The organism is Bifidobacterium sp. VU/mBH4 (B4) (assembly GCF_058199535.1).
In genome coordinates, this window is record NZ_JBVPQJ010000001.1 from 218,182 (window position 1) to 236,816 (window position 18,635).

The 18,635-nt window shown below is 65.6% G+C and carries 15 protein-coding genes and 1 tRNA gene; 14 read left to right on the forward strand and 2 right to left on the reverse strand.

All coding sequences use genetic code 11. The annotated features are described in order from the left end of the window. Nucleotides 1-113 precede the first annotated feature (113 nt). The 11 genes from AC0AII_RS00910 to rplA all read left to right on the forward strand — a co-directional run bounded on the left by AC0AII_RS00910 (nucleotide 114) and on the right by rplA (nucleotide 10,425). Nucleotides 114-2,816: an Rne/Rng family ribonuclease gene (locus tag AC0AII_RS00910; protein WP_490445780.1), complete on the forward strand. Its 2,703-nt coding sequence runs from the start codon at nucleotides 114-116 to the stop codon at nucleotides 2,814-2,816. 155 nt (nucleotides 2,817-2,971) lie between these two features. Next, the gene (gene rplU / locus AC0AII_RS00915; RefSeq protein ID WP_024626855.1) at nucleotides 2,972-3,280 is read left to right on the forward strand and encodes a 50S ribosomal protein L21; all 309 of its coding nucleotides are present in this window, start codon (nucleotides 2,972-2,974) and stop codon (nucleotides 3,278-3,280) included. A 32-nt stretch (nucleotides 3,281-3,312) separates the two neighbouring features. Beyond that, nucleotides 3,313-3,564, forward strand: a complete 252-nt coding sequence (rpmA, locus tag AC0AII_RS00920; protein ID WP_015022457.1) for a 50S ribosomal protein L27 — start codon at nucleotides 3,313-3,315, stop codon at nucleotides 3,562-3,564. 129 nt (nucleotides 3,565-3,693) lie between these two features. Continuing rightward, nucleotides 3,694-5,373, forward strand: coding sequence for a GTPase ObgE (obgE, locus tag AC0AII_RS00925; protein ID WP_490445781.1), 1,680 nt, complete (start codon nucleotides 3,694-3,696; stop codon nucleotides 5,371-5,373). Continuing rightward, nucleotides 5,370-6,512 carry a glutamate 5-kinase gene (gene proB / locus AC0AII_RS00930; RefSeq protein ID WP_490445782.1) on the forward strand — a complete coding sequence of 381 codons (1,143 nt, stop codon included), beginning with the start codon at nucleotides 5,370-5,372 and terminating at the stop codon, nucleotides 6,510-6,512. Before obgE ends, proB begins: the two co-directional genes overlap by 4 nt. Before the next feature lie 43 nt (nucleotides 6,513-6,555). Beyond that, nucleotides 6,556-7,764 carry a pyridoxal phosphate-dependent aminotransferase gene (locus tag AC0AII_RS00935; protein WP_490446085.1) on the forward strand — a complete coding sequence of 403 codons (1,209 nt, stop codon included), beginning with the start codon at nucleotides 6,556-6,558 and terminating at the stop codon, nucleotides 7,762-7,764. Between the two features lie 120 nt (nucleotides 7,765-7,884). Next, nucleotides 7,885-7,960 (forward strand) — tRNA-Trp (locus AC0AII_RS00940). A 44-nt stretch (nucleotides 7,961-8,004) separates the two neighbouring features. After that, on the forward strand, nucleotides 8,005-8,229 hold the full coding sequence (gene secE / locus AC0AII_RS00945; RefSeq protein ID WP_024626851.1) for a preprotein translocase subunit SecE: 225 nt from the start codon (nucleotides 8,005-8,007) through the stop codon (nucleotides 8,227-8,229). Nucleotides 8,230-8,259: 30 nt separating this feature from the next. Continuing rightward, a complete protein-coding gene (gene nusG / locus AC0AII_RS00950; RefSeq protein WP_490445783.1) occupies nucleotides 8,260-9,102 on the forward strand; it encodes a transcription termination/antitermination protein NusG in 843 nt (280 codons plus the stop codon). 138 nt (nucleotides 9,103-9,240) lie between these two features. Next, the gene (gene rplK, locus AC0AII_RS00955; RefSeq protein ID WP_015022451.1) at nucleotides 9,241-9,672 is read left to right on the forward strand and encodes a 50S ribosomal protein L11; all 432 of its coding nucleotides are present in this window, start codon (nucleotides 9,241-9,243) and stop codon (nucleotides 9,670-9,672) included. Between the two features lie 63 nt (nucleotides 9,673-9,735). Then, on the forward strand, nucleotides 9,736-10,425 hold the full coding sequence (rplA, locus tag AC0AII_RS00960; RefSeq protein ID WP_029678147.1) for a 50S ribosomal protein L1: 690 nt from the start codon (nucleotides 9,736-9,738) through the stop codon (nucleotides 10,423-10,425). Between the two features lie 90 nt (nucleotides 10,426-10,515). On the opposite strand, the gene AC0AII_RS00965 is transcribed toward rplA, so the two are convergent. Together AC0AII_RS00965 and AC0AII_RS00970 are read right to left on the reverse strand one after the other, a co-directional pair. Further along, entirely contained in the window at nucleotides 10,516-11,748 is a 1,233-nt protein-coding gene (locus tag AC0AII_RS00965; RefSeq protein ID WP_490445784.1) for a PucR family transcriptional regulator, read from the reverse strand. Beyond that, the gene (locus tag AC0AII_RS00970) at nucleotides 11,745-13,637 is read right to left on the reverse strand and encodes a DUF6020 family protein (RefSeq protein WP_490445785.1); all 1,893 of its coding nucleotides are present in this window, start codon (nucleotides 13,635-13,637) and stop codon (nucleotides 11,745-11,747) included. The genes AC0AII_RS00965 and AC0AII_RS00970 overlap by 4 nt, the downstream gene beginning before the upstream one ends. Nucleotides 13,638-13,814: 177 nt before the next feature. Here AC0AII_RS00970 and AC0AII_RS00975 point away from each other — a divergent pair, with 177 nt between their 5' ends. The 3 genes from AC0AII_RS00975 to AC0AII_RS00985 all read left to right on the forward strand — a co-directional run bounded on the left by AC0AII_RS00975 (nucleotide 13,815) and on the right by AC0AII_RS00985 (nucleotide 18,389). Then, a complete protein-coding gene (locus tag AC0AII_RS00975) occupies nucleotides 13,815-14,921 on the forward strand; it encodes a biotin--[acetyl-CoA-carboxylase] ligase (RefSeq protein WP_490445786.1) in 1,107 nt (368 codons plus the stop codon). 64 nt (nucleotides 14,922-14,985) lie between these two features. Beyond that, nucleotides 14,986-16,821, forward strand: a complete 1,836-nt coding sequence (locus AC0AII_RS00980; protein WP_490445787.1) for an acetyl/propionyl/methylcrotonyl-CoA carboxylase subunit alpha — start codon at nucleotides 14,986-14,988, stop codon at nucleotides 16,819-16,821. Next, on the forward strand, nucleotides 16,818-18,389 hold the full coding sequence (locus AC0AII_RS00985) for an acyl-CoA carboxylase subunit beta (protein WP_490445788.1): 1,572 nt from the start codon (nucleotides 16,818-16,820) through the stop codon (nucleotides 18,387-18,389). Before AC0AII_RS00980 ends, AC0AII_RS00985 begins: the two co-directional genes overlap by 4 nt. The last annotated feature ends 246 nt before the right edge of the window (nucleotides 18,390-18,635 follow it).

Sequence of the window (18,635 nt, forward strand, 5' to 3'; positions counted from 1 at the left end):
ACGGAGACCCAGTGATCCGTGCGGGCGTCGGTGTCCGCCTGCGTCAGGAAGACTTTTTGCCAAGGCGTTTCGATCGGGCGCACGCAGGTGCGCGGCTGCAGTGAGAGTGCAGCGTGAGGACGGATCGGAACCGTGAGAGCGGCGCGAGGCGGCGTGCCGCAAGGAGCATTGTGCCCGAAAAAACGAATACTGAGGATACCCAGGATAATAGGTCCGCCACCAGGGATGGGCAGGAACGGCAGGTCGAGCAGACCGCTGGCTCTGGCACCCGTCGCCGTGCTGGACGGCGTGTGGTCAGAGTGGCCGGCGCCGCCGGTGCCGACGTGCCCGTGAAGGTCGAGGCAGAGAAGCGCAAGGCCTCTCGCAAGGCCAAGGAGGAGGACGACGAGTCCAAGCCCTCTGCCACCCGTCGCCGTCGCACCCGCAAGCCCAAGGAGGATCAGTCGGCCGATCAGGACGTCCAGGTGGATGAGAGCGAGTCCAAGCCGACCAGGACGACCACTCGTCGTCGCACCCGCACTGCTGCCCGCCGACGCGATGAGGAGCATGCCCAGGAGGGTGAACCTGATCAGGAGCGTCAGGAGCGTGCCATTGAGGCTGTGGAGGCATTGACCTCGGGCCGCAGCCAGAGGGCAGGCCGGAAGGCCGAGGAGCAGGATGAGCGCCCGCGCGCCTCCCGTCCCCGTCCTATGACATCCCTGCTCTTCCAGGAGCCCGTCATACCCGCCTCCCGGCCCGAGCATGATGAGCGCGAAGAACGGGATGATGAGGACGAGGATGCCGAGCAGTCGCCCAAGACCTCTCGCCGTAGCAGGTCCAGGAACACTTCGGAGGGCGGTTCACGCCGTTCCCGCAGGCTCAATGCCGAGGAGCGCAGGGCCGCCGACGAGGTGGAGCGCATCGAGGAGGATCTGGATCACGAGGGCATCACCTTTGTGGTCGACGAGGACCAGGAGCAGGACGAGGAACAGCAGGTGTCCGGCACCCGCACCCGTCGCCGCCGCCGTGCCAAGGGCGACGAGGAGGACGCTGAGAAGTCCGTTTCCACGCGTCGTCGCCATCGCGGGCACGAGCAGGAGAAGGACAAGGATGATGAGGACGAGGCCCCGCTGACCCGTCGTCGCCGTCGTCGCAGGGGTGCCAAGTCCGCTGAGGGCGAGCCGGAGGTGTCCGGCACCCGCCGTTCCCGCAAGCAGCAATATATTGACGAAATCACTGATGTGGAGGGCTCTACCCGCCTGGAAGCCAAGAAGCAGCGTCGACGGGACAACCGCCGCGAGCGCTCCCGTCAGTCCCAGCTGGTCGAGCAGGACTTCCTGGCCCGCCGTGAAAACGTCAACCGTCTGATGGTGGTGCGCGAGAAGGAGCACCACACCCAGATCTCGGTCATCGAGGACGACATCCTGGTCGAGCACTACGTCTCCGACATCCAGGAGGTCTCCACTGTCGGCAACATTTACCTGGGCCGGGTCCAGAACGTCCTGCCCAGCATGGAGGCCGCCTTCGTGGACATAGGCCAGGCCCGCAACGGCGTGCTCTATGCCGGCGAGGTCAACTGGGACTCCACCCGTCTGGAGGGCCAGCCCCGCCGGATCGAGCTGGCCTTTAAGTCCGGCGACCCCGTGCTGGTCCAGGTCACCAAGGATCCCATCGGTCACAAGGGCGCCCGGCTGACCTCGCAGGTCACGCTGGCCGGCCGCTTCCTGGTCCTGGTGCCCTCGGGCGGCATGACCGGCGTCAGCCGCAAGCTGCCCGACCGCGAGCGTTCCCGCCTCAAGAGCATCGTCTCCAGGGTGGCTCCCAAGGATATGGGCGTCATCATCCGCACCGCGGCCGAGGGGGCCAGCGAGGAGGCCCTGACCAAGGACCTGGAGAACCTGCAGCGTCAGTGGAGCAAGATCGAGGACAAGCGCAAGGAGTTCCTGCACGGCAAGCGCCCCAAGCTCCTGCAGGGCGAGCCGGACGTAGCCATCCGCGTGGTCCGCGACATCTTCAACGACGACTTCGCCAAGCTGGTGGTCCAGGGCGAGGGGGTCTACGAGCGGGTCCGCAACTACCTGGAGACCATGGCCCCCGATCTGGAGGAGAAGCTTGAGCACTGGGACCCTGCCGAGCACCAGGGCAAGGATGTCTTCGACCGCTGGAGCATCGACAGCCAGCTGCGCAAGGGCATGGAGCGTCAGGTCTACCTGCCTTCCGGCGGCTCCCTGGTCATCGACCGCACCGAGGCCATGACCACCATCGATGTGAACACGGGCCGCTTCATCGGCAAGGGCAAGTCCCTGGAGGAGACGGTGACCCGCTGCAACCTGGAGGCTTCCGAGGAGATCGCCCGGCAGCTGCGCCTGCGCGACATCGGCGGCATGATCATGATCGACTATGTGGATATGGTCATGCCGGCCAACCGCGACCTGGTCCTGCGCCGCCTGGTGGAGTGCCTGGCCCGGGACCGCACCAAGCATCAGGTGGCCGAGGTCACCTCCCTGGGGCTGGTCCAGATGACCCGCAAGCGGGTGGGCCAAGGGCTGGTTGAGGCCTTCTCCGAGGAGTGCCCCACCTGCCACGGCCGAGGCTTCATCCTCCACGACAAGCCAACCATCTCCGCCTCCTATGCCGACCCCTATGCGGTCAAGGGCGGCGACCCCTTCGTCAAGACCAACAAGCATGGTCATGGCTCCTCTGCCAAGGAGACCCTGTCCACCGGCTCGACGCCTGCAGTCAAGGCCAAGCTGGCCAGGATCGCTGCGGCGGCCCAGGCGGCGTCGGACGAGGACGATGCCCAGGCTGGGACGGCGGATGTCGCCAAGGAGTCATAGACTGAATTTCGTTTTGTCGGCGGGGCAGGCACATTTGACGACGCGGTGTGTTTGCTTCTATACTGGTTAGCTGGTGTCTGGACGGGTCCGTCAATCGCATGGCAGGACTCGGATGCCGGGCGCATACAGCTTTGGACAACAGGCAAGGTAGGGCTATGTACGCGATTGTGAAGGCCGGAGGCCATCAGGAGAAGGTCGAGGTCGGTGACCAGATCACGGTCAACCGTCTGGCTGCCAGAAAGGGCGAGTCGGTCGAGTTTCCGGTCGCGCTGGTCGTCGACGGATCCAAGGTGACCATGGCCGCCAAGGATCTGGCCAAGATCTCCGTCAAGGGCGAGGTCGTGGACGACGAGGCCAAGGGCCCCAAGATCAACATCCAGAAGTTCAAGAACAAGACCGGCGTGGCGCGCCGCAAGGGCCACCGCCAGAAGCAGACCGTGGTCAAGATCACGGCCATCGCCTGAGGGCCTAGGTCGAGGTAGGAAAGGAACCAGACATGGCACATAAGAAGGGCGCGTCCAGCTCTCGCAACGGGCGCGATTCGAATGCACAGTACCTGGGCGTCAAGAAGTTCGGCGGCGAGGCCGTAGTGGCCGGCAACATCATCGTTCGCCAGCGTGGCACCAAGTTCCATCCCGGCCAGAACGTCGGTCTGGGCAAGGACCACACCCTCTTCGCCCTGACGGACGGAACCGTTCGGTTCGCCAACCGGCGCGACCGCAAGGTCGTTGACGTGCTTACCGCCTGATTGCCCTTTATCGGCATCGGCCCAAGGTCATCCCTGTCAAGGGGTGGCCTTTTTGCATATGTATGGAGATGCCGGGCATTCAGCTCTCAGGGGCCGCATGTCAGGCCGGATTGAGTACCATGGGCCCCTATGAGCGCATTTGTGGATCAGGTCACCGTCCATGTCAAGGGTGGCGACGGCGGCAATGGGGCGTCCTCCATCCGCCGCGAGAAGTACAAGCCCCTGGCCGGGCCCGATGGGGGCGACGGCGGCCAGGGCGGCTCGGTCATCCTTCAGGCCGACGCCAACGCCACCAGCCTGCTGGACTACCGCTTTCTGCCGCACCGCCAGGCCGAATCGGGCACCATGGGTCTGGGCGGCGACAAGGACGGCAGCCGTGGCCAGGATCTGATTCTGCCGGTGCCGGTGGGTACCGTGGTCTTCACCGCCAAGGGAGGCCAGGGCGAGCGCAAGCAACCTGGTGAGCGTCTGGCTGACCTGGCCCATGCGGGGGACCGGTTCGTGGCGGCCCAAGGCGGCGTGGGCGGCCTGGGCAATCGCTCCCTGGCCACCAAGGCCAGGCGGGCTCCCGGCTTCGCCCTGCTGGGCGATCCGGGGCAGGAGCGTGACCTGGTGCTGGAGCTCAAATCCATCGCCGACGTGGCCCTGGTGGGTTTCCCCAGCGCAGGCAAGTCCAGTCTGGTGGCAGCCATGAGCGCGGCCAGGCCCAAGATCGCCGACTATCCATTCACCACCCTGGTGCCCAACCTGGGCGTGGTCCAGGCAGGGGAGAGCCGCTTCACTATGGCCGACGTGCCAGGGCTGATCCCGGGAGCCTCCCAGGGCAAGGGCCTAGGGCTGGAGTTTCTGCGGCACATCGAGCGCACCGAGATCATCGCCCACGTCATCGATTGCGCCACTCTGGAGCCTGATCGGGATCCCATGAGCGACTATCGGGCCCTGGAAGAGGAGCTGTCCCGCTATGCCGACCGCCTGGAGCTTCCGCTGGGGGTCATCCCCATGGCCGAGCGGCCCAGGGTGATCATCCTCAATAAGGCCGACCTGCCGGAGGCACGCGAACTGGCCGAATTCGTCCGTCCCGACTTCGAAGCCCTGGGCCTCAAGGTCTTCATAGTCTCCACAGCCTCGCATCAGGGACTCAAGGAACTGGGCTACTACCTGGCCGGTCTGGTGGATCGGCTACGCAGGCAGCTGCGGGAGCAGCAGGAGGCCAGGCAGGAGGAGCGTGTGGTCATCCGCCCCCTGGAGCGGCGGCGCAGGAATGCCGACCAGTCCGGGGACTTCACTCTTGAGCGGCATCAGACCCGATCCGGACAGACCTGGTTCAGGGTCTGCGGTGCCAAGCCCGAGCGCTGGGTTCGCCAGACCAACTTCGACAACGAGGAGGCCGTGGGCTATCTGGCCGACTGCCTGGCCCGAATGGGTGTGGAGGATTCCCTGCGCAAGGCCGGAGCCAGACCTGGGGACGAGGTTCGCATCGGTCCTGGCGACGATGCGGTGGCTTTCGACTGGGACCCGAGCGTGGCGGCCGGTGCCGAAATGCTGGACGGCACCCCCCAGGTGGCCCGGGGCCGCGACCTGCGGCTGGAGGAGAGCCAGGGGCTCAACCGCCGCCGCACCAACAGCGAACGCCGCCGCCAGTACCATCAGATGATGGACGCCAGGCAGGCGGTGCGTCAGGTCATGGAACAGGAACGGCGCCAGGGTCACTGGGCCGACCCCTCCGTGGATGACGATCCCCACGACAGGCAGGGCCTGCTGGGACGCGGGGATGCGGATACCGCCAGTTCGGAAGAGGCCGGGCAATGACCGACGGGGAGGAATCCGACGAGGCCGCGGTCCGTTCCCGTGTGGCCCAGGCCCGCACCATGGTGGTCAAGGTAGGTTCCAGCTCCCTGACCGATCCCCATGGGCACCTGGATCTTGGCCGCCTGCGTTCGTTGGTGGGCGCCCTGGCCTCGGCTGCTGTGGATGGCGCCCGCCTGGTCCTGGTCACCTCCGGGGCCATCGCGGCCGGCTTCGGCACCCTGGGGTTTGACCAACGCCCCGGTGACGTGGCCACCCAGCAGGCTACGGCCTCGGTGGGCCAGGGTCTTCTCATGGCCCAGTACGAGACTGCCTTCGCCCGTTATGGCCTGCGTGTGGGCCAGATCCTGATCACCGCCCGCGACACCACCCATGCCGTCCAGTACCGCAACGCCCGACGCACGCTCTGCCGTCTGCTGGATCTGGGGGTCATCCCCATCGTCAATGAGAACGATGCCTTGGCCAGCAACGAGATCCGCTTCGGCGACAACGACCACCTTTCGGCCCTGATCGCCAACATCGTCAGCGCCGACGCGCTGGTCCTGCTGACTGACGTGGATGCCCTCTACACCGAGCCCCCCTCCAGGCCAGGGGCCCGCAGAATCGGCTTTGTGCCCGATGTGGCGGCCATCATGGACCAGGTGGATGCCCAGGGGTCCGTCTCCGGTCTGGGGACCGGGGGCATGTCCACCAAGCTGGAGGCGGCGCGGATTGCTGCGGCCTCCGGCATGCCTGTGGTGCTGACCCGCGCCGATCTTGCAGGCCCTGCCCTGGCTGGCGACCGGGTGGGCACCCTCTTCGCCCCCATCCGTCCGCGGGGCTCCTCGCATCGGCTCTGGATCAAGTTCGCCTCCCGTCCCCGGGGCGGCTATCTGGTGGATCAGGGGGCCGTCAAAGCCCTGCGCGGCGGTCGGGCCAGCCTGCTGGCGGCTGGTGCCAGGTCGGTCCAGGGCGAGTTCTCGGCCGGGGATCCGGTCTGGATCCACGATGAGTCTGGCCGCCAGGTGGCCAAGGGCCTGTCCGGCTACGATTCCGAGGAGGCCCAGGACATGCTGGGCCTCAACACCAAGGAGCTCCGCCGCCTACTGGGCGCCCACTATGCCCACCCGCTGGTGCATCGGGACTCTCTGGTACTGGTCTGAGCACAGCCCTGGGGGTGCTGGGCGGTAGCATGGCAGCATGACTATGGCGCAATGGCAGACCCTGAGCAGACGCATAGACGCAGTGGCCCCCAGTGCCACTCTGGCCGTGGATTCAAAAGCCAAGGCCATGAAGGCCCAAGGCATGAATGTGATCAGTTTCGGTGCCGGCGAACCCAACTTTCCCACGCCTGACCACATCGTGCAGGCGGCGGCCCGCGCCTGTCTGGACCCGCGCAACCACCGCTATACGCCCACGGCTGGTCTGCCCCAGCTGAAGCAGGCCATCGCCGACAAGACCCTGCGCGATTCGGGCTATCGAATTGACCCGGATCAGGTGGTGGTCACCAACGGCGGCAAGCAGGCCGTCTATGAGACCTTCCAGATCCTGCTGAACCCCGGCGATGAGGTCATCATTCCCGCCCCTTACTGGACCAGCTATCCTCAGATGGTTCTGCTGGCTGGCGGTCGGCCGGTTCCGGTGCTCAGCGGAGCCGACCAGGGCTATATCCCCAGCATGGAGCAGCTGGAGGCGGCCCGAACCGAGCACACCCGCGCCATCATCCTCAATCTGCCCACCAACCCAACCGGGGCGATCTGGGACGCCGGCCTGGTGGCTGCCGTGGATCGCTGGGCCATCGAACACCAGATCTGGGTGATCAGCGACGAAATCTATGAGCACCTGACCTACCAGGGGGCGCATACCCCCTATCCGGGCGCTCTGGTGCCGCAGGTACGCGATCAGCTGATCGTGGTCAACGGCGTGGCCAAAACCTATGCCATGACAGGCTGGCGGGTGGGCTGGCAGGTCGCCCCCCTGCCGGTGGCCCAGGCGGCTGCCAAGCTTCAGGGGCACATGACCTCCAACGTGGCCAACGTCTCCCAGCAGGCTGCTCTGGCCGCCCTGACCGGCGGTCTGGAGGACGTGGAAGCCATGCGGTCGGCCTTTGCCCTGCGGCGACGGGCCATTGTGGATGCCCTGAACGCCATGGAGGGGGTGACCTGCCCTGAGCCTCTGGGTGCCTTCTACGCCTTTGCCGACGTGACCGGTCTGCTGAATCGGCCAGTGGGCCCGCAAGGCACGGTCTGCGCCACCTCGGGTGAGCTGGCCGAGGTCATCCTGGAGCAGATCCAGGTGGCGGCCGTGCCGGGTGAGGCCTTCGGCGCGCCCGGCTGCCTGCGTTTCTCCTACGCGCTGGCCGACGATGACCTGGCCGAGGGCATGAGGCGCCTTGGGGCCTGGGTCAGCGCCTGATCCTTCTCCTGGGCAAAATGCTGTGGAGGCAACACGGTTGGACGCAATCCGCCCTTTAGGCTAAACTTGCGATTTGGCGGTTTTTCCTCCCGGTCGAGTAGGCTGGTGGGAAGTTCCGATAGGGAAGTGGCGCAATTGGTAGCGCAACGGTCTCCAAAACCGTAGGTTGTGGGTTCGAGTCCCGCCTTCCCTGCCAAGGCTTGCAGCAGATGATGCAGAACAAACGAAGGACGGATGACCATGGCACAGAAGGATGGGGCTGAGGAAGCCAGGCCGAACTTCTTCATGCGTATCGGGCTCTTCATCAAGCAGGTCATCGATGAGATCCGCAAGGTGGTGACTCCCACGGGCAAGGAGCTGGTGGGCTGGTCCGTGGCGGTTTTCATCTTCGTGCTGTTGCTGATGATCTTTGTAACCGTAATGGACTTCGGACTGGGCAAACTAGCCTTCCTGATATTCGGCTGAGCTGTGACAAGGTAGAAGGTGGAGTGATCCATGAGTGATGATCTGACCAGAGAGGGACTGGACCCCGATCCGGCCGCTGAGTCGGCCCCGTCGGCATCCGAAGATGCCCCCACGCAGGAGGATGCCCAGGTCCAGGATCAGCAGCTCGGAACCTCATCGGAGCAGGCCGAGCAGGACAGCACACCCGCCGAATCCGCCCAGGCCAATGACACCCAGGACGATTCTTCCGATTCCGACGACCAGACCGACCAGGAGGATCCCGGTCAGCGTGCCGTGGACGAGTTCTCCAAGAAGCTGCGCACCCTCGAAGGCAAGTGGTACGTTCTGCACACATACTCAGGCTATGAGAAGCGTGTCAAGGCCAACGTGGAGTCCCGTGTGGCCTCCTTCGGCTTGGAGGACAAGGTCTTCCAGGTGGAGATTCCCATGGAAGAGGTCGAGAAGCACACCGACAAGGGCAAGAAGGTCGTCACCCGGGTTCGTGTGCCGGGCTACGTGCTGATTCGCATGTGGCCAGACGAGAACGCCCGCCGCATCATTCGCGACACCGAGGGCGTCACTGGGTTCGTCGGCCCCAGCAAAGAGCCGGCTCCGCTGACCCGCAAGGAGGTCGTCCAGATGATGGCCCCTATGATCGCCTCCGAGGCCCTGAAGGCCGCCGGGGACAAGCCCGAGGCCGCCAAGAAGCGCACGGTGGAGGTCTCCTACGCCGTTGGCGATCAGGTTACCGTCACCGAAGGGCCTTTCGCCACTATGGCTGCCGTGGTCTCCGATGTGGAGCCTACCACTCAGAAGCTGACCGTTCTGGTCTCCATCTTCGGCAGGGACACCCCTGTGGAGCTGGGCTTCGACCAGGTCGAAAAGATCGCCTGAAAGCCTTCGGCTGGTCCTCGGTCGATGCGATAATTGTTAAGCTTGTGCTCTCCTGTGGAGCGCATTTGGAAAGAACAGGTTGCGGGAGGGGATTCATGGTCTCCGACATCACCGCTTCGTAGAAAGAAGAACCAGCATATGGCTGCAAAGAAGAAAGTCACCGCGCTGATCAAGGTGCAGATAGAGGCCGGCAAGGCCAACCCTGCGCCCCCGCTGGGTCCCGCACTGGGTTCCCACGGCGTGAACATCATGGACTTCTGCAAGCAGTACAACGATGCCACCAAGGACAAGATGGGCCAGGTCATCCCCTGCATCATCACCGTCTACGAGGATCGTTCCTTCACCTTCATCACCAAGACTCCGCCGGCAGCCGACCTGCTGCGCAAGGCCGCCGGTGTCTCCAAGGGTGCCGGCAACCCGCTGACCACCAAGGTGGGTTCCGTCACCAAGGCCCAGGTCCGCGAGATCGCCCAGACCAAGATGGAGGATCTGTCGGCCCGTGACGTCGAGGCCGGGATGAAGATCATCGAAGGCACCGCCCGTTCCATGGGCATCACCGTCACCGACTGAAATTTTGTTGTGAGCGGTAGGGCATACGCTTGCCCGCACCGCGACTGCTGATAGGAGAAGCAGATGACCAAGCGTTCCAAGAAGTATCGCGAGGCGGCCGAGAAGGTCGATCGCACCAACCTGTACACCCCCGAGGAGGGTATCGCCCTGCTCAAGAGCATGCCCAAGCGCGGGTTTGACGAGACCGTAGAGGCCGTCTACCGCCTGAACGTGGATCCCCGTAAGGCCGACCAACTGGTCCGCGGCACCGTCAGCCTGCCCAACGGCACCGGCAAGACCGTACGCGTCCTGGTCTTCGCTCGTGGTCCTCAGGCGACCGCAGCCGCCGAGGCCGGAGCTGACGAGGTGGGCGACGACGAGCTGGTGACCAGGGTCGCCGGCGGCTACCTGGACTTCGATGCCGTGGTGGCTACCCCCGACATGATGGGCAAGGTCGGCCGTCTGGGTCGTGTCCTGGGCCCCCGTGGCCTCATGCCCAACCCCAAGACCGGCACCGTGACCATGGATGTGGCCAAGGCGGTCACCGAGATCAAGGCCGGACGTATCGAGTTCCGTGTGGACAAGAACGGCAACCTGAGCTTCCCCGTGGGCAAGGTCTCCTTCGAGCAGCAGGCTCTGGAGGAGAACTTCCACGCGGTCGACGAGGAGATCAAGCGCCTGAAGCCGGCCACGGTCAAGGGTCGCTACATCACCAAGGCCACCGTTACCACCACCATGGGCCCGGGCGTTCCCCTGGACATCGCGGTGCTCTGACTCGGTTCGGCTCTATATTTCAAGGGCGGGAGACCTTCGGGTCCCCGCTCTTTTCATATCTTGGCCAGGCAGCAGCTGGTATGGCGCCAGTCAGTCGGCGCCCGGATGCGACCTGCGGATCCTGCCGATGATCAGGGCTGCCTGGAGGACGAAGGACTCTCGCGGGTCCATGGCATCCCAGCCGGTCACCTCCACGCAGCGCCTGAGCCGGTAGCGCACGGTGTTGGGATGGATGCCCAACTTCTTGGCGGTGACCTCCAGCGAGTTGCCCGAGCGCAGGAAGGTGAGCAGGGTGGTCGGCAATGGCCCGTCCGGATCCTGGCCGGCCAGGCTCAGATAGACCTCCTGGTAGAGCTGGTCGGCAGCGTCCCTGTCCCCGTTCAGGGCTCGTTCAGGCAGCAGGTCGTCGGCATGCAGTGGCCTGGGCAGGGCGGCGGTGATGGGGTCAGCCACTGCCGGGGCTGCCGCATGCGTGCTCAGGGCGGCTCGGATGGAGGCTCCCGCACCGGAGATTCCATGGTGGAAAGGTCCCAGGCAGACAGCTGACTCGTCGGCGAAGAAGCGCAGGATGGATGCGCAGAAGTCGGCCGGGGTGCCCGACCGGTTGGGATCGATCAGAACCACCATGAGCCCTTCGTTCTCGCCCACCAGCGCCCTGCCGCCTTGACGGGCCACCGTGGTGTGGATAGGCTGGCGGGCGTTCTCCATGCCCTGTCCCTCATCGTTGCCCTGGGCCTCGCCAACGACGGCGAAGCAGTCGAATTCGGTCGGCCAGCCCAGCCGGGCCAGATCGTCAACGGTCCGTGTATCCGCCGTTTGCTCAATCAAATGCCGGATGATCCTGGACTCCGTTGTGGCCTTGCGTCCGTTTCTCGCCTCGGCCAGGTCGGCATAGAGAGCGGCTGCTGCGGTGGCGGCATGACGGGTGTAGACCAGCGTGGACCGTTCCCCCTCGGCTCCCATGGTCCGGCCGGCCTCCTCAAGCATGTCCAGAATGACCTGGGTCAGCTCCATGGCCCGGTGGGGGCCCAGGCTCCGGGAGAGCTCTGCTGGCACGGGGGAGGGGACTTCGCTGTCTTCCGCGCCTTGGGAGTCAAGTCGGGAGCGCAGGTCGTCCAGGGCTGTTCGAACGGCCCCTTCCAAGGTTCTGCGTCCATCGGCGGGCAGGGACCTGGTCCAGGGCAGCGCCTCATCCAGATGATCCAGCGTCTTCGGGAGAATCTGCTCCATGGCGGTACCGGAGGCGGCAGATACCTGGCGAGCCTGCTGCGCCTCGGCAGGGTCTTCGTCCGGCGGTCTGGACCGTTTCGACTTGCCGATCATGACGGCCGGTCCATCAGTTCACCGGCGCGGGCGCGGCGGCTCTGCCGGACCATGTCCAGGATCAGGAAAGGCACCACCATGTCCACCGGCAGCATGTGCCGTTCGAAGTTGTTGGCCGGAGCGGTGATCATGACCCCCATGATCAGCAGGAGGGGGAACCAGCACAGGACCCCGCGCCAGCGACCGGCTGCCAGGCGGGCGACGATCAGCAGCAGGGCGGCCACCACCCAGAAGTTGGCCCGTGCCACCAGGCCCAGCAGGGGGGTGTCGGCCCAGGTTCTGACGAATCCGGTCACCCCGTTGCGCCAGTCGTGGCACCAGGCCGCCAGCCAGGAGCCCGAGTTCTGCACGTAGCCATTGTTGAGGTAGTAGGACATGGCCACGTAGGCAGGATCCCCGGGGTCGAAGTAGCCGTAGGCCTCGGCCATGAAGGCGTCCAGGTAGATCACCGGATTGCGCAGTCCCACCTGGAGCCAGGCCCGGTTGAGCCGGGACATCTGCTCGGGCGTGACGGTCCTCCAGCGGTAGACGATCAGTTTGGGTTGGTTGCCCGAGGACTTGACCCGGTCGGCCTCCCAGGGGGTGTATTGGATGGCGGCATTGTCCAGGTCCATGATGGGCTCAAGATCAGCCCTTGCCTGGGCCGGAATCCCCTGGGGGTTGCGCTGGGCCACCCGGGCGATCTGCTGCAGCTGGATGCTGCGGCTCTCCACAGGGTCACCCTGAATGACTGTCCCCGTGGCTGTCAGGGCCCCGGTCACCCCTGTGAACAGGACCAGGGGCAGCAGGAGTCCTATCAGGATGGTGGCCCATTGGCGACGGCGGATGATCAGGGCCAGGACCAACTGGACCAGAACGATGTAGAGGGCGTACTTGGCGCTGATCAGCATGATCAGGGTGCTCAAGGCGAGGCCGGGCCGCAACTTTGCCGCCTGGCTGGCGTAGAGCGGCGAGTCCTTGTCCCCTGACTCCAGCTGGCGCCAGATGCCGAACCACCAGATGAAGGCGAAGGCGAAGAGGGGGGACTTGGTCAGGCTGAAGGTGCTGAAGACCACGAAGGGGGAGAAGAGGAAGAAGAGCATGACCAGGGTGCGGGCCAGGGCACCGACGTGTTCGGTTCCGCTGCCGCGCAGGAAGCGATCCGCGGTGACGGCGCAGCAAAAGGCCGCGAAGATCACCTGCAGCCCTGCCAGGAGCACGATGCCCGCGTCATAGGATCCGGTCAGATGGTTGGAGGCCATGATGGTCATCCCGTAGACCAGGGTCAACACCATGTTGTGCTGGTCGGTCAGGAAGACCGGGTGCCCTGGCAGCAGATAGTGGCCGATGGGGTAGACGTCCATCTGGGTGAAGGCATTGCCGCCGTAGGGGGGCTGATCGCCCTGCAGCTGGGCCAGGAAGTTGGCGCATTCCTGGGCCTGCGCGTACAGGTCGGCCCCATAGGCGGCCAGCAGGGTAAGAAAGGCCCAGGCCCAGCCCAGCAGAAGCAGGCGCATGATGGGCCGCCAGCCGCTGGTTTGCCGGGTGATGAAGACCGCGTAGGCACGCATCCGTGGGCGCTGCGCCAGGGCGGTCAGCCGCTGTGGCATTCGGATGGGTTCGCAGCCCAGCAGAATCCGGCGGCAGGCCAGGACCAGGGCCAGGCAGATGGCCAGGGTTCCCAGCATGATCAGCACCTGGGCCAGGCCAACCTGTGTCAGCGAACCCTCTTGACGGTAGATGGGGCCCAAACCAGTGCAGAAAGCGATCCAGAGGCAGGCCAGCAGGGCCAGGACCAGGCCGGCGGCCCGAGATGCGCGGGATCCAGGCCTTCCGGTCTGCAAGGCCGAAGTCTGCACAGGTTGTTCGCCCGCCTCTCTCGGTTGCGTCCTTCCGCTGTCTGCGCTCAAAAGAACCCCTTTCGCGGGTCGTGCCTGGTCTACGGCTTCCCCATTTTATCCAGTGCCCATCCGAGGATGCGCTCAAAGCTGTCCAAGGGTCTCCTGTGAAAAGATACAAAAACCGGCCGCCGCTTTTGTGGATGGTTCGCTACCGGGGCTGACCCCTTGTGCCGTATAGTGGAACGCGTGCCTCATCAGAATATCAAGTGGCAGCCATCGGCATCGCTGGACAGTGGCGTACTCTCCTCGATCGTGGTGCTCGACACCGTCGATTCGACCAATACGCTCGTGGCTCATGCTCTGGAAGCCTCGGCGTATTCGGATGCGCGCGACCGGGTCGAGCGGCTGTTTGGGGGCGGTGAATCGACAACGAGCACGGAGACCGTGAAGGGACTGGCCTCTGGCACATGGGGAAAAGCCGAAAGTACGCCTCGAAAAAACGCCCGTCAGGGTGTTTCTACGACTACACGGTACGAGGGAAGAGTCGCAAGTAAAGGTATTCGGCGATGGCCGGGCGCCGGGGGGAGCACCATGCCGCTGAGCGTAGCGGTTGCCGATGCGCAGACCCGGTGCCGCGGTCGTCTTGCCCGAACCTGGGTCAATCAGCCCCGATGCTCCCTGCTGGCTACTTGGGCCCTGCCGCTGCCCACTGAACTGCTGACTGGGCCCTTTGGCGGATGGATGCCTATGGTGGCGGGACTGGCCGCTCTTGAGGGCCTGCAGGATGTGCTTGAGTACCACGGCTGCCGGCTGGCCGACGGCGGCGCTCCTGAACGGGTTCTGACCCTCAAGTGGCCCAACGATCTGTTCTGCCGCGGGGCCAAGCTGGGCGGCATTCTCTGCGAGCTGGTCCGGGTGGATCAGGACTGGTCGGCCCTGGCTGTCGGCATCGGCATCAACCTCTTGCTGCCCCGGCAGGTGCTGCCTATTGCGGAGTCCACCTCCCTGCAGTTCCACTACCAGGACCTGCCCGACTACCAGACCCTGCGCGACGACCTGGTCGATGCCATCAGCTGGCACCTGAGCGGGGAGATGGCCCCCCTTGGCCTTGACGGGTCGTTGGACAGGGCCTTGAACGGGCCGCAAGGGCTGCGCTCGCGGATTGCCGCGCTCAGCTGGACGCTGGGCAGGCGGGTCAGGGTCGTCCCCGTAGCCGGTGAGCCCATAGAGGGCCGTGCCCTGCAGATCAATCCGGACGCTTCCCTGCGGGTGCGGTTGCCTGACGGCAGCCAGGTCGACGTGTCCACGGCCGACGTGGGCGTCCTGCCCGAAGTGGCCGTTGTGGGAGCCTAATTCCTGCCTTGTTCATGCTTTTCGTCAGTCCAATCGCCCTTGATCAACCAGTGAGGAGAGGGGAATGAAAAAACTGCTGATCGCCAACCGCGGCGAAATAGCCTTGCGGGTCGTGCGCACCGCCCAGGAGATGGGCATCGCCACCGTGGCCGTCTATGCTGACCAGGATCGGGACGCCCCCTATGCCCAGATGGCGGACGAGGCCTACCTCTTGCCTGGGGACACCAATATGGAGACCTATCTGAACGAGGACCTGATCGTCTCCATCGCCCGCCGGTCCGGCGCTGACGCCCTCCACCCTGGCTATGGCTTTCTGTCCGAGTTCTCCTCCTTCGCGCGCAAGGTGATCGAGGCGGGCATCACCTGGGTGGGGCCGGATCCCGAGATCCTGGACGAGCTGGGCGACAAGATCACCGCCTGCAAGGTGGCCGAGCGGGCCAGGGTGCCCGTGGTGCCAGGCCTGAGCGAACCCGTCACCGACATGCGCCCTTTGCTGGACTTCGCCGACGAGCACGGCTATCCGGTCATGATGAAGAAGGCTGACGGCGGCGGCGGCCGGGGGATCACCCTGATCAACGACAGCGACGAACTGCGCACCTTCTACATGAACCATGATGCCCTTCAGGGCGGCGACCTGGGCGACTACTTCATCGAGAAGTTCGTGGACCGGGCCCGGCACGTGGAGACCCAGTCCGGCAGGGACAGCCACGGCCAGTTCACCGTCTACTCCACCAGGGACTGCTCGGTCCAGCGCCGCAACCAGAAGCTGGTGGAGGAGGCCCCGGCCCCCTTCCTGTCCGACGACGTGATCGCCCAGCTGGAGGGATTCTCCCGCCGCTTGTTCGACACGGTGGGTTACGTGGGCCTGGGCACCTGCGAGTTTCTGGTCACCCCCAGGGACGATGTCTACTTCATGGAGGTCAACCCCCGGCTGCAGGTGGAGCATACGGTCAGCGAGCAGGTTTGCGGACTGGACCTGGTCCGCGAGCAGCTGCGGATCGCCGACGGCGGCTCCCTGAACGTGGCGCCCCCGCCCCGCGGCCACAGCTTCGAGCTGCGCATCACCAGCGAGGATCCGGCCACCAATCTGACGCCCAGCTCAGGGACCATCGAGTCGATTCAGTGGCCCTCCGGCCCCGGCATCCGCGTGGATTCGGGCGTCGAGGTGGGCGACACGGTCTCGCCCAGGGACGACTCCATGATGGGCAAGCTGATCGTGACCGCCCAGGACCGTCCGGCGGCCGTGGCCAGGGTTCGTCGGGCCCTGCGCGAGATGAGCATCAGCGGGGTCCCCACCCCGGCCGGCCTCTTCCAGAAGATCTTCACCAACCCCGAGTTCACCGCCGAGGACGGGCACTCCTTCGACGTGTCCACCAAGTGGCTGGAACGGGTCTACCTGAACGTGGAGCCTGCCTCCAACGGCAGCGGCCAGCCCGCCTCGGTCTCCGGCGCTTCGGCCCAGGAACAGGACCGGGACAGCGATCCCATGGAGACCTACAACGTGGAGATCGACGACAAGCGGGTCAGGCTCGCTCTGCCCCAGTCGCTGTTGGGCGGCATGGGCGGCGTCGGCGGCCACGGCGGTATTGCCCGGCCCCGGCAGCCCCTGCGCGGGCGCGGGCTGCGGGATCAGGAGCCCGGCGCACCCCGGCAGGATGCGGCCCGGTCCGGCGTCATCGTGGCCACCATGCAGGCGGTGGTCACCCGCATCAACGTGGCCCCCGACCAGGAGGTCGACAAGGGCGACCTGCTGGTGGTGCTGGAGTCCATGAAGATGGAGAACTACGTCTATGCCCCGGCCAAGGGCCGCGTGAAGACCATCGATGTGGCCGTGGCACAAGGGGTGGATCCGGGCCAGACCCTGGTCAACCTGGATCTGGGCGGGGAGGAGCAGGCATGAGCGTCACCGAATCCACCTTGGGCTCCCAGCCGGTGCGCCAGGGCATCCATCGGGCCGCCGCTCTGGCCAAACAGGCCGAGGAGCACGCCCGCGACCGGCAGCATGCCAAGGGCAAGCAGACCGCCCGTGAGCGCCTGGACCTGCTCTTCGACAAGGACACCTTCGAGGAGGTGGGACGCTTCGCCGGCGGTGACATCGCCGGGGACCGGGCGGGCTCTGCGGTCATCACCGGCTTCGGCCTGGTCTACGGGCGCAAGGTCGGCGTCTACGCTCAGGACTTCTCCGTTCGCGGCGGCACCCTGGGCCGGGCCGAGGGCGAGAAGATCTGCCGGCTCATGGACATGGCCCTGCGGATCAAGGTCCCCATCGTGGCCATGATCGACTCGGGCGGCGCCCGCATCCAGGAGGGTGTGGCCGCCCTGACCCAGTACGGCCGCATCTTCCGCAAGACCTGCCAGGCCAGCGGCTTCGTCCCGCAGATCTCCCTGATCCTGGGCCCTTGCGCAGGCGGTGCCGTCTACTGCCCGGCCCTGACCGACCTGATCATCATGACCAAGGAGAACTCGGACATGTTCGTCACCGGTCCCGACGTGGTCAAGGCGGCCACCGGCGAGACCATCAGCATGGACCAGCTGGGCGGCGGCTACGTGCACAACACCCGTTCCGGCGTGGCCCACTACCTGGGCGAGGACGAGGCCGACGCCATCGATTACGCCCGGACCGTGCTGGCCTACCTGCCTGCCAACAGCGACCAGGAGCCTCCCCGGTACGCCTTCATCTCCGGCCATGCCGAGCGCCAGGCCGCCAAACGCCTGGCCACGGTCATCCCCGAGAACGACCGGCAGCCCTACGACGTGCTGGACGTCATCCACGCCATCGTCGACTACGGCGAGCTGGTCCAGGTCCAGGAGCTCTACGCCCGGTCCATCGTGGTGGGCTTCGCCTGCCTGGAGGGCCGGCCGGTGGGGATCGTGGCCAACCAGCCCATGGTGGATGCAGGCAGCCTGGATGTGGAGTCATCCGAGAAGCTGGCCCGATTTGTCCGCCTCTGCGACGCCTTCAACCTGCCGGTCATCACCCTGGTGGACACCCCTGGCTACAAGCCGGGCTCGGATCAGGAGCACGCCGGCATCATTCGTCGGGGGGCCAAGGTCATCTACGCCTATGCCAACGCCCAGGTGCCCATGGTCACCATCGTGCTGCGCAAGGCCTTCGGCGGCTCCTACATCGTCATGGGCTCCAAGGCCATCGGCGCGGATCTCAACTACGCCTGGCCCTCCTCGCAGATCGCCGTGCTGGGGGCCCAGGGCGCGGTCAACATCATCCACCGGCGCGACCTGCAGGAGGCCAAGGAGGCCGGTCGGGACGTGGATGAGCTGCGCAACCGGCTGGCCCAGGAGTATGAAACCAGCACCGTCAACGCCAATCTCTCCCTGGAGATGGGCGAACTGGACGGCATGATCGACCCGGAGCAGACCAGACCGGTCCTGATCCAGGCCATGGACCTCCTGGCAGACAAGCAGCGCGTCAGGGTCAACGACAAGCACCACGGCAACCAGCCTCTATGAGCTTCCCCTCGTCATTATCAGCAATCCCCAACTCTCTATGAATAGGACATCATGACCAGTACATTCTTCATCAACCGTCTCGCCGAGCAGCCGCACGCGCTCATGTTCGCCGGCCAGTCCAACCCCTGGACTGTAGCCCTGGCCGATCTGCAGGGCGATCCCGACATCGACAAGGCCCTGAGGGAGCGGATGGCGGCGGCCACCGACCTGCTCAGGGCGGTCAAACCCGACCTGCTGGCCACCAAT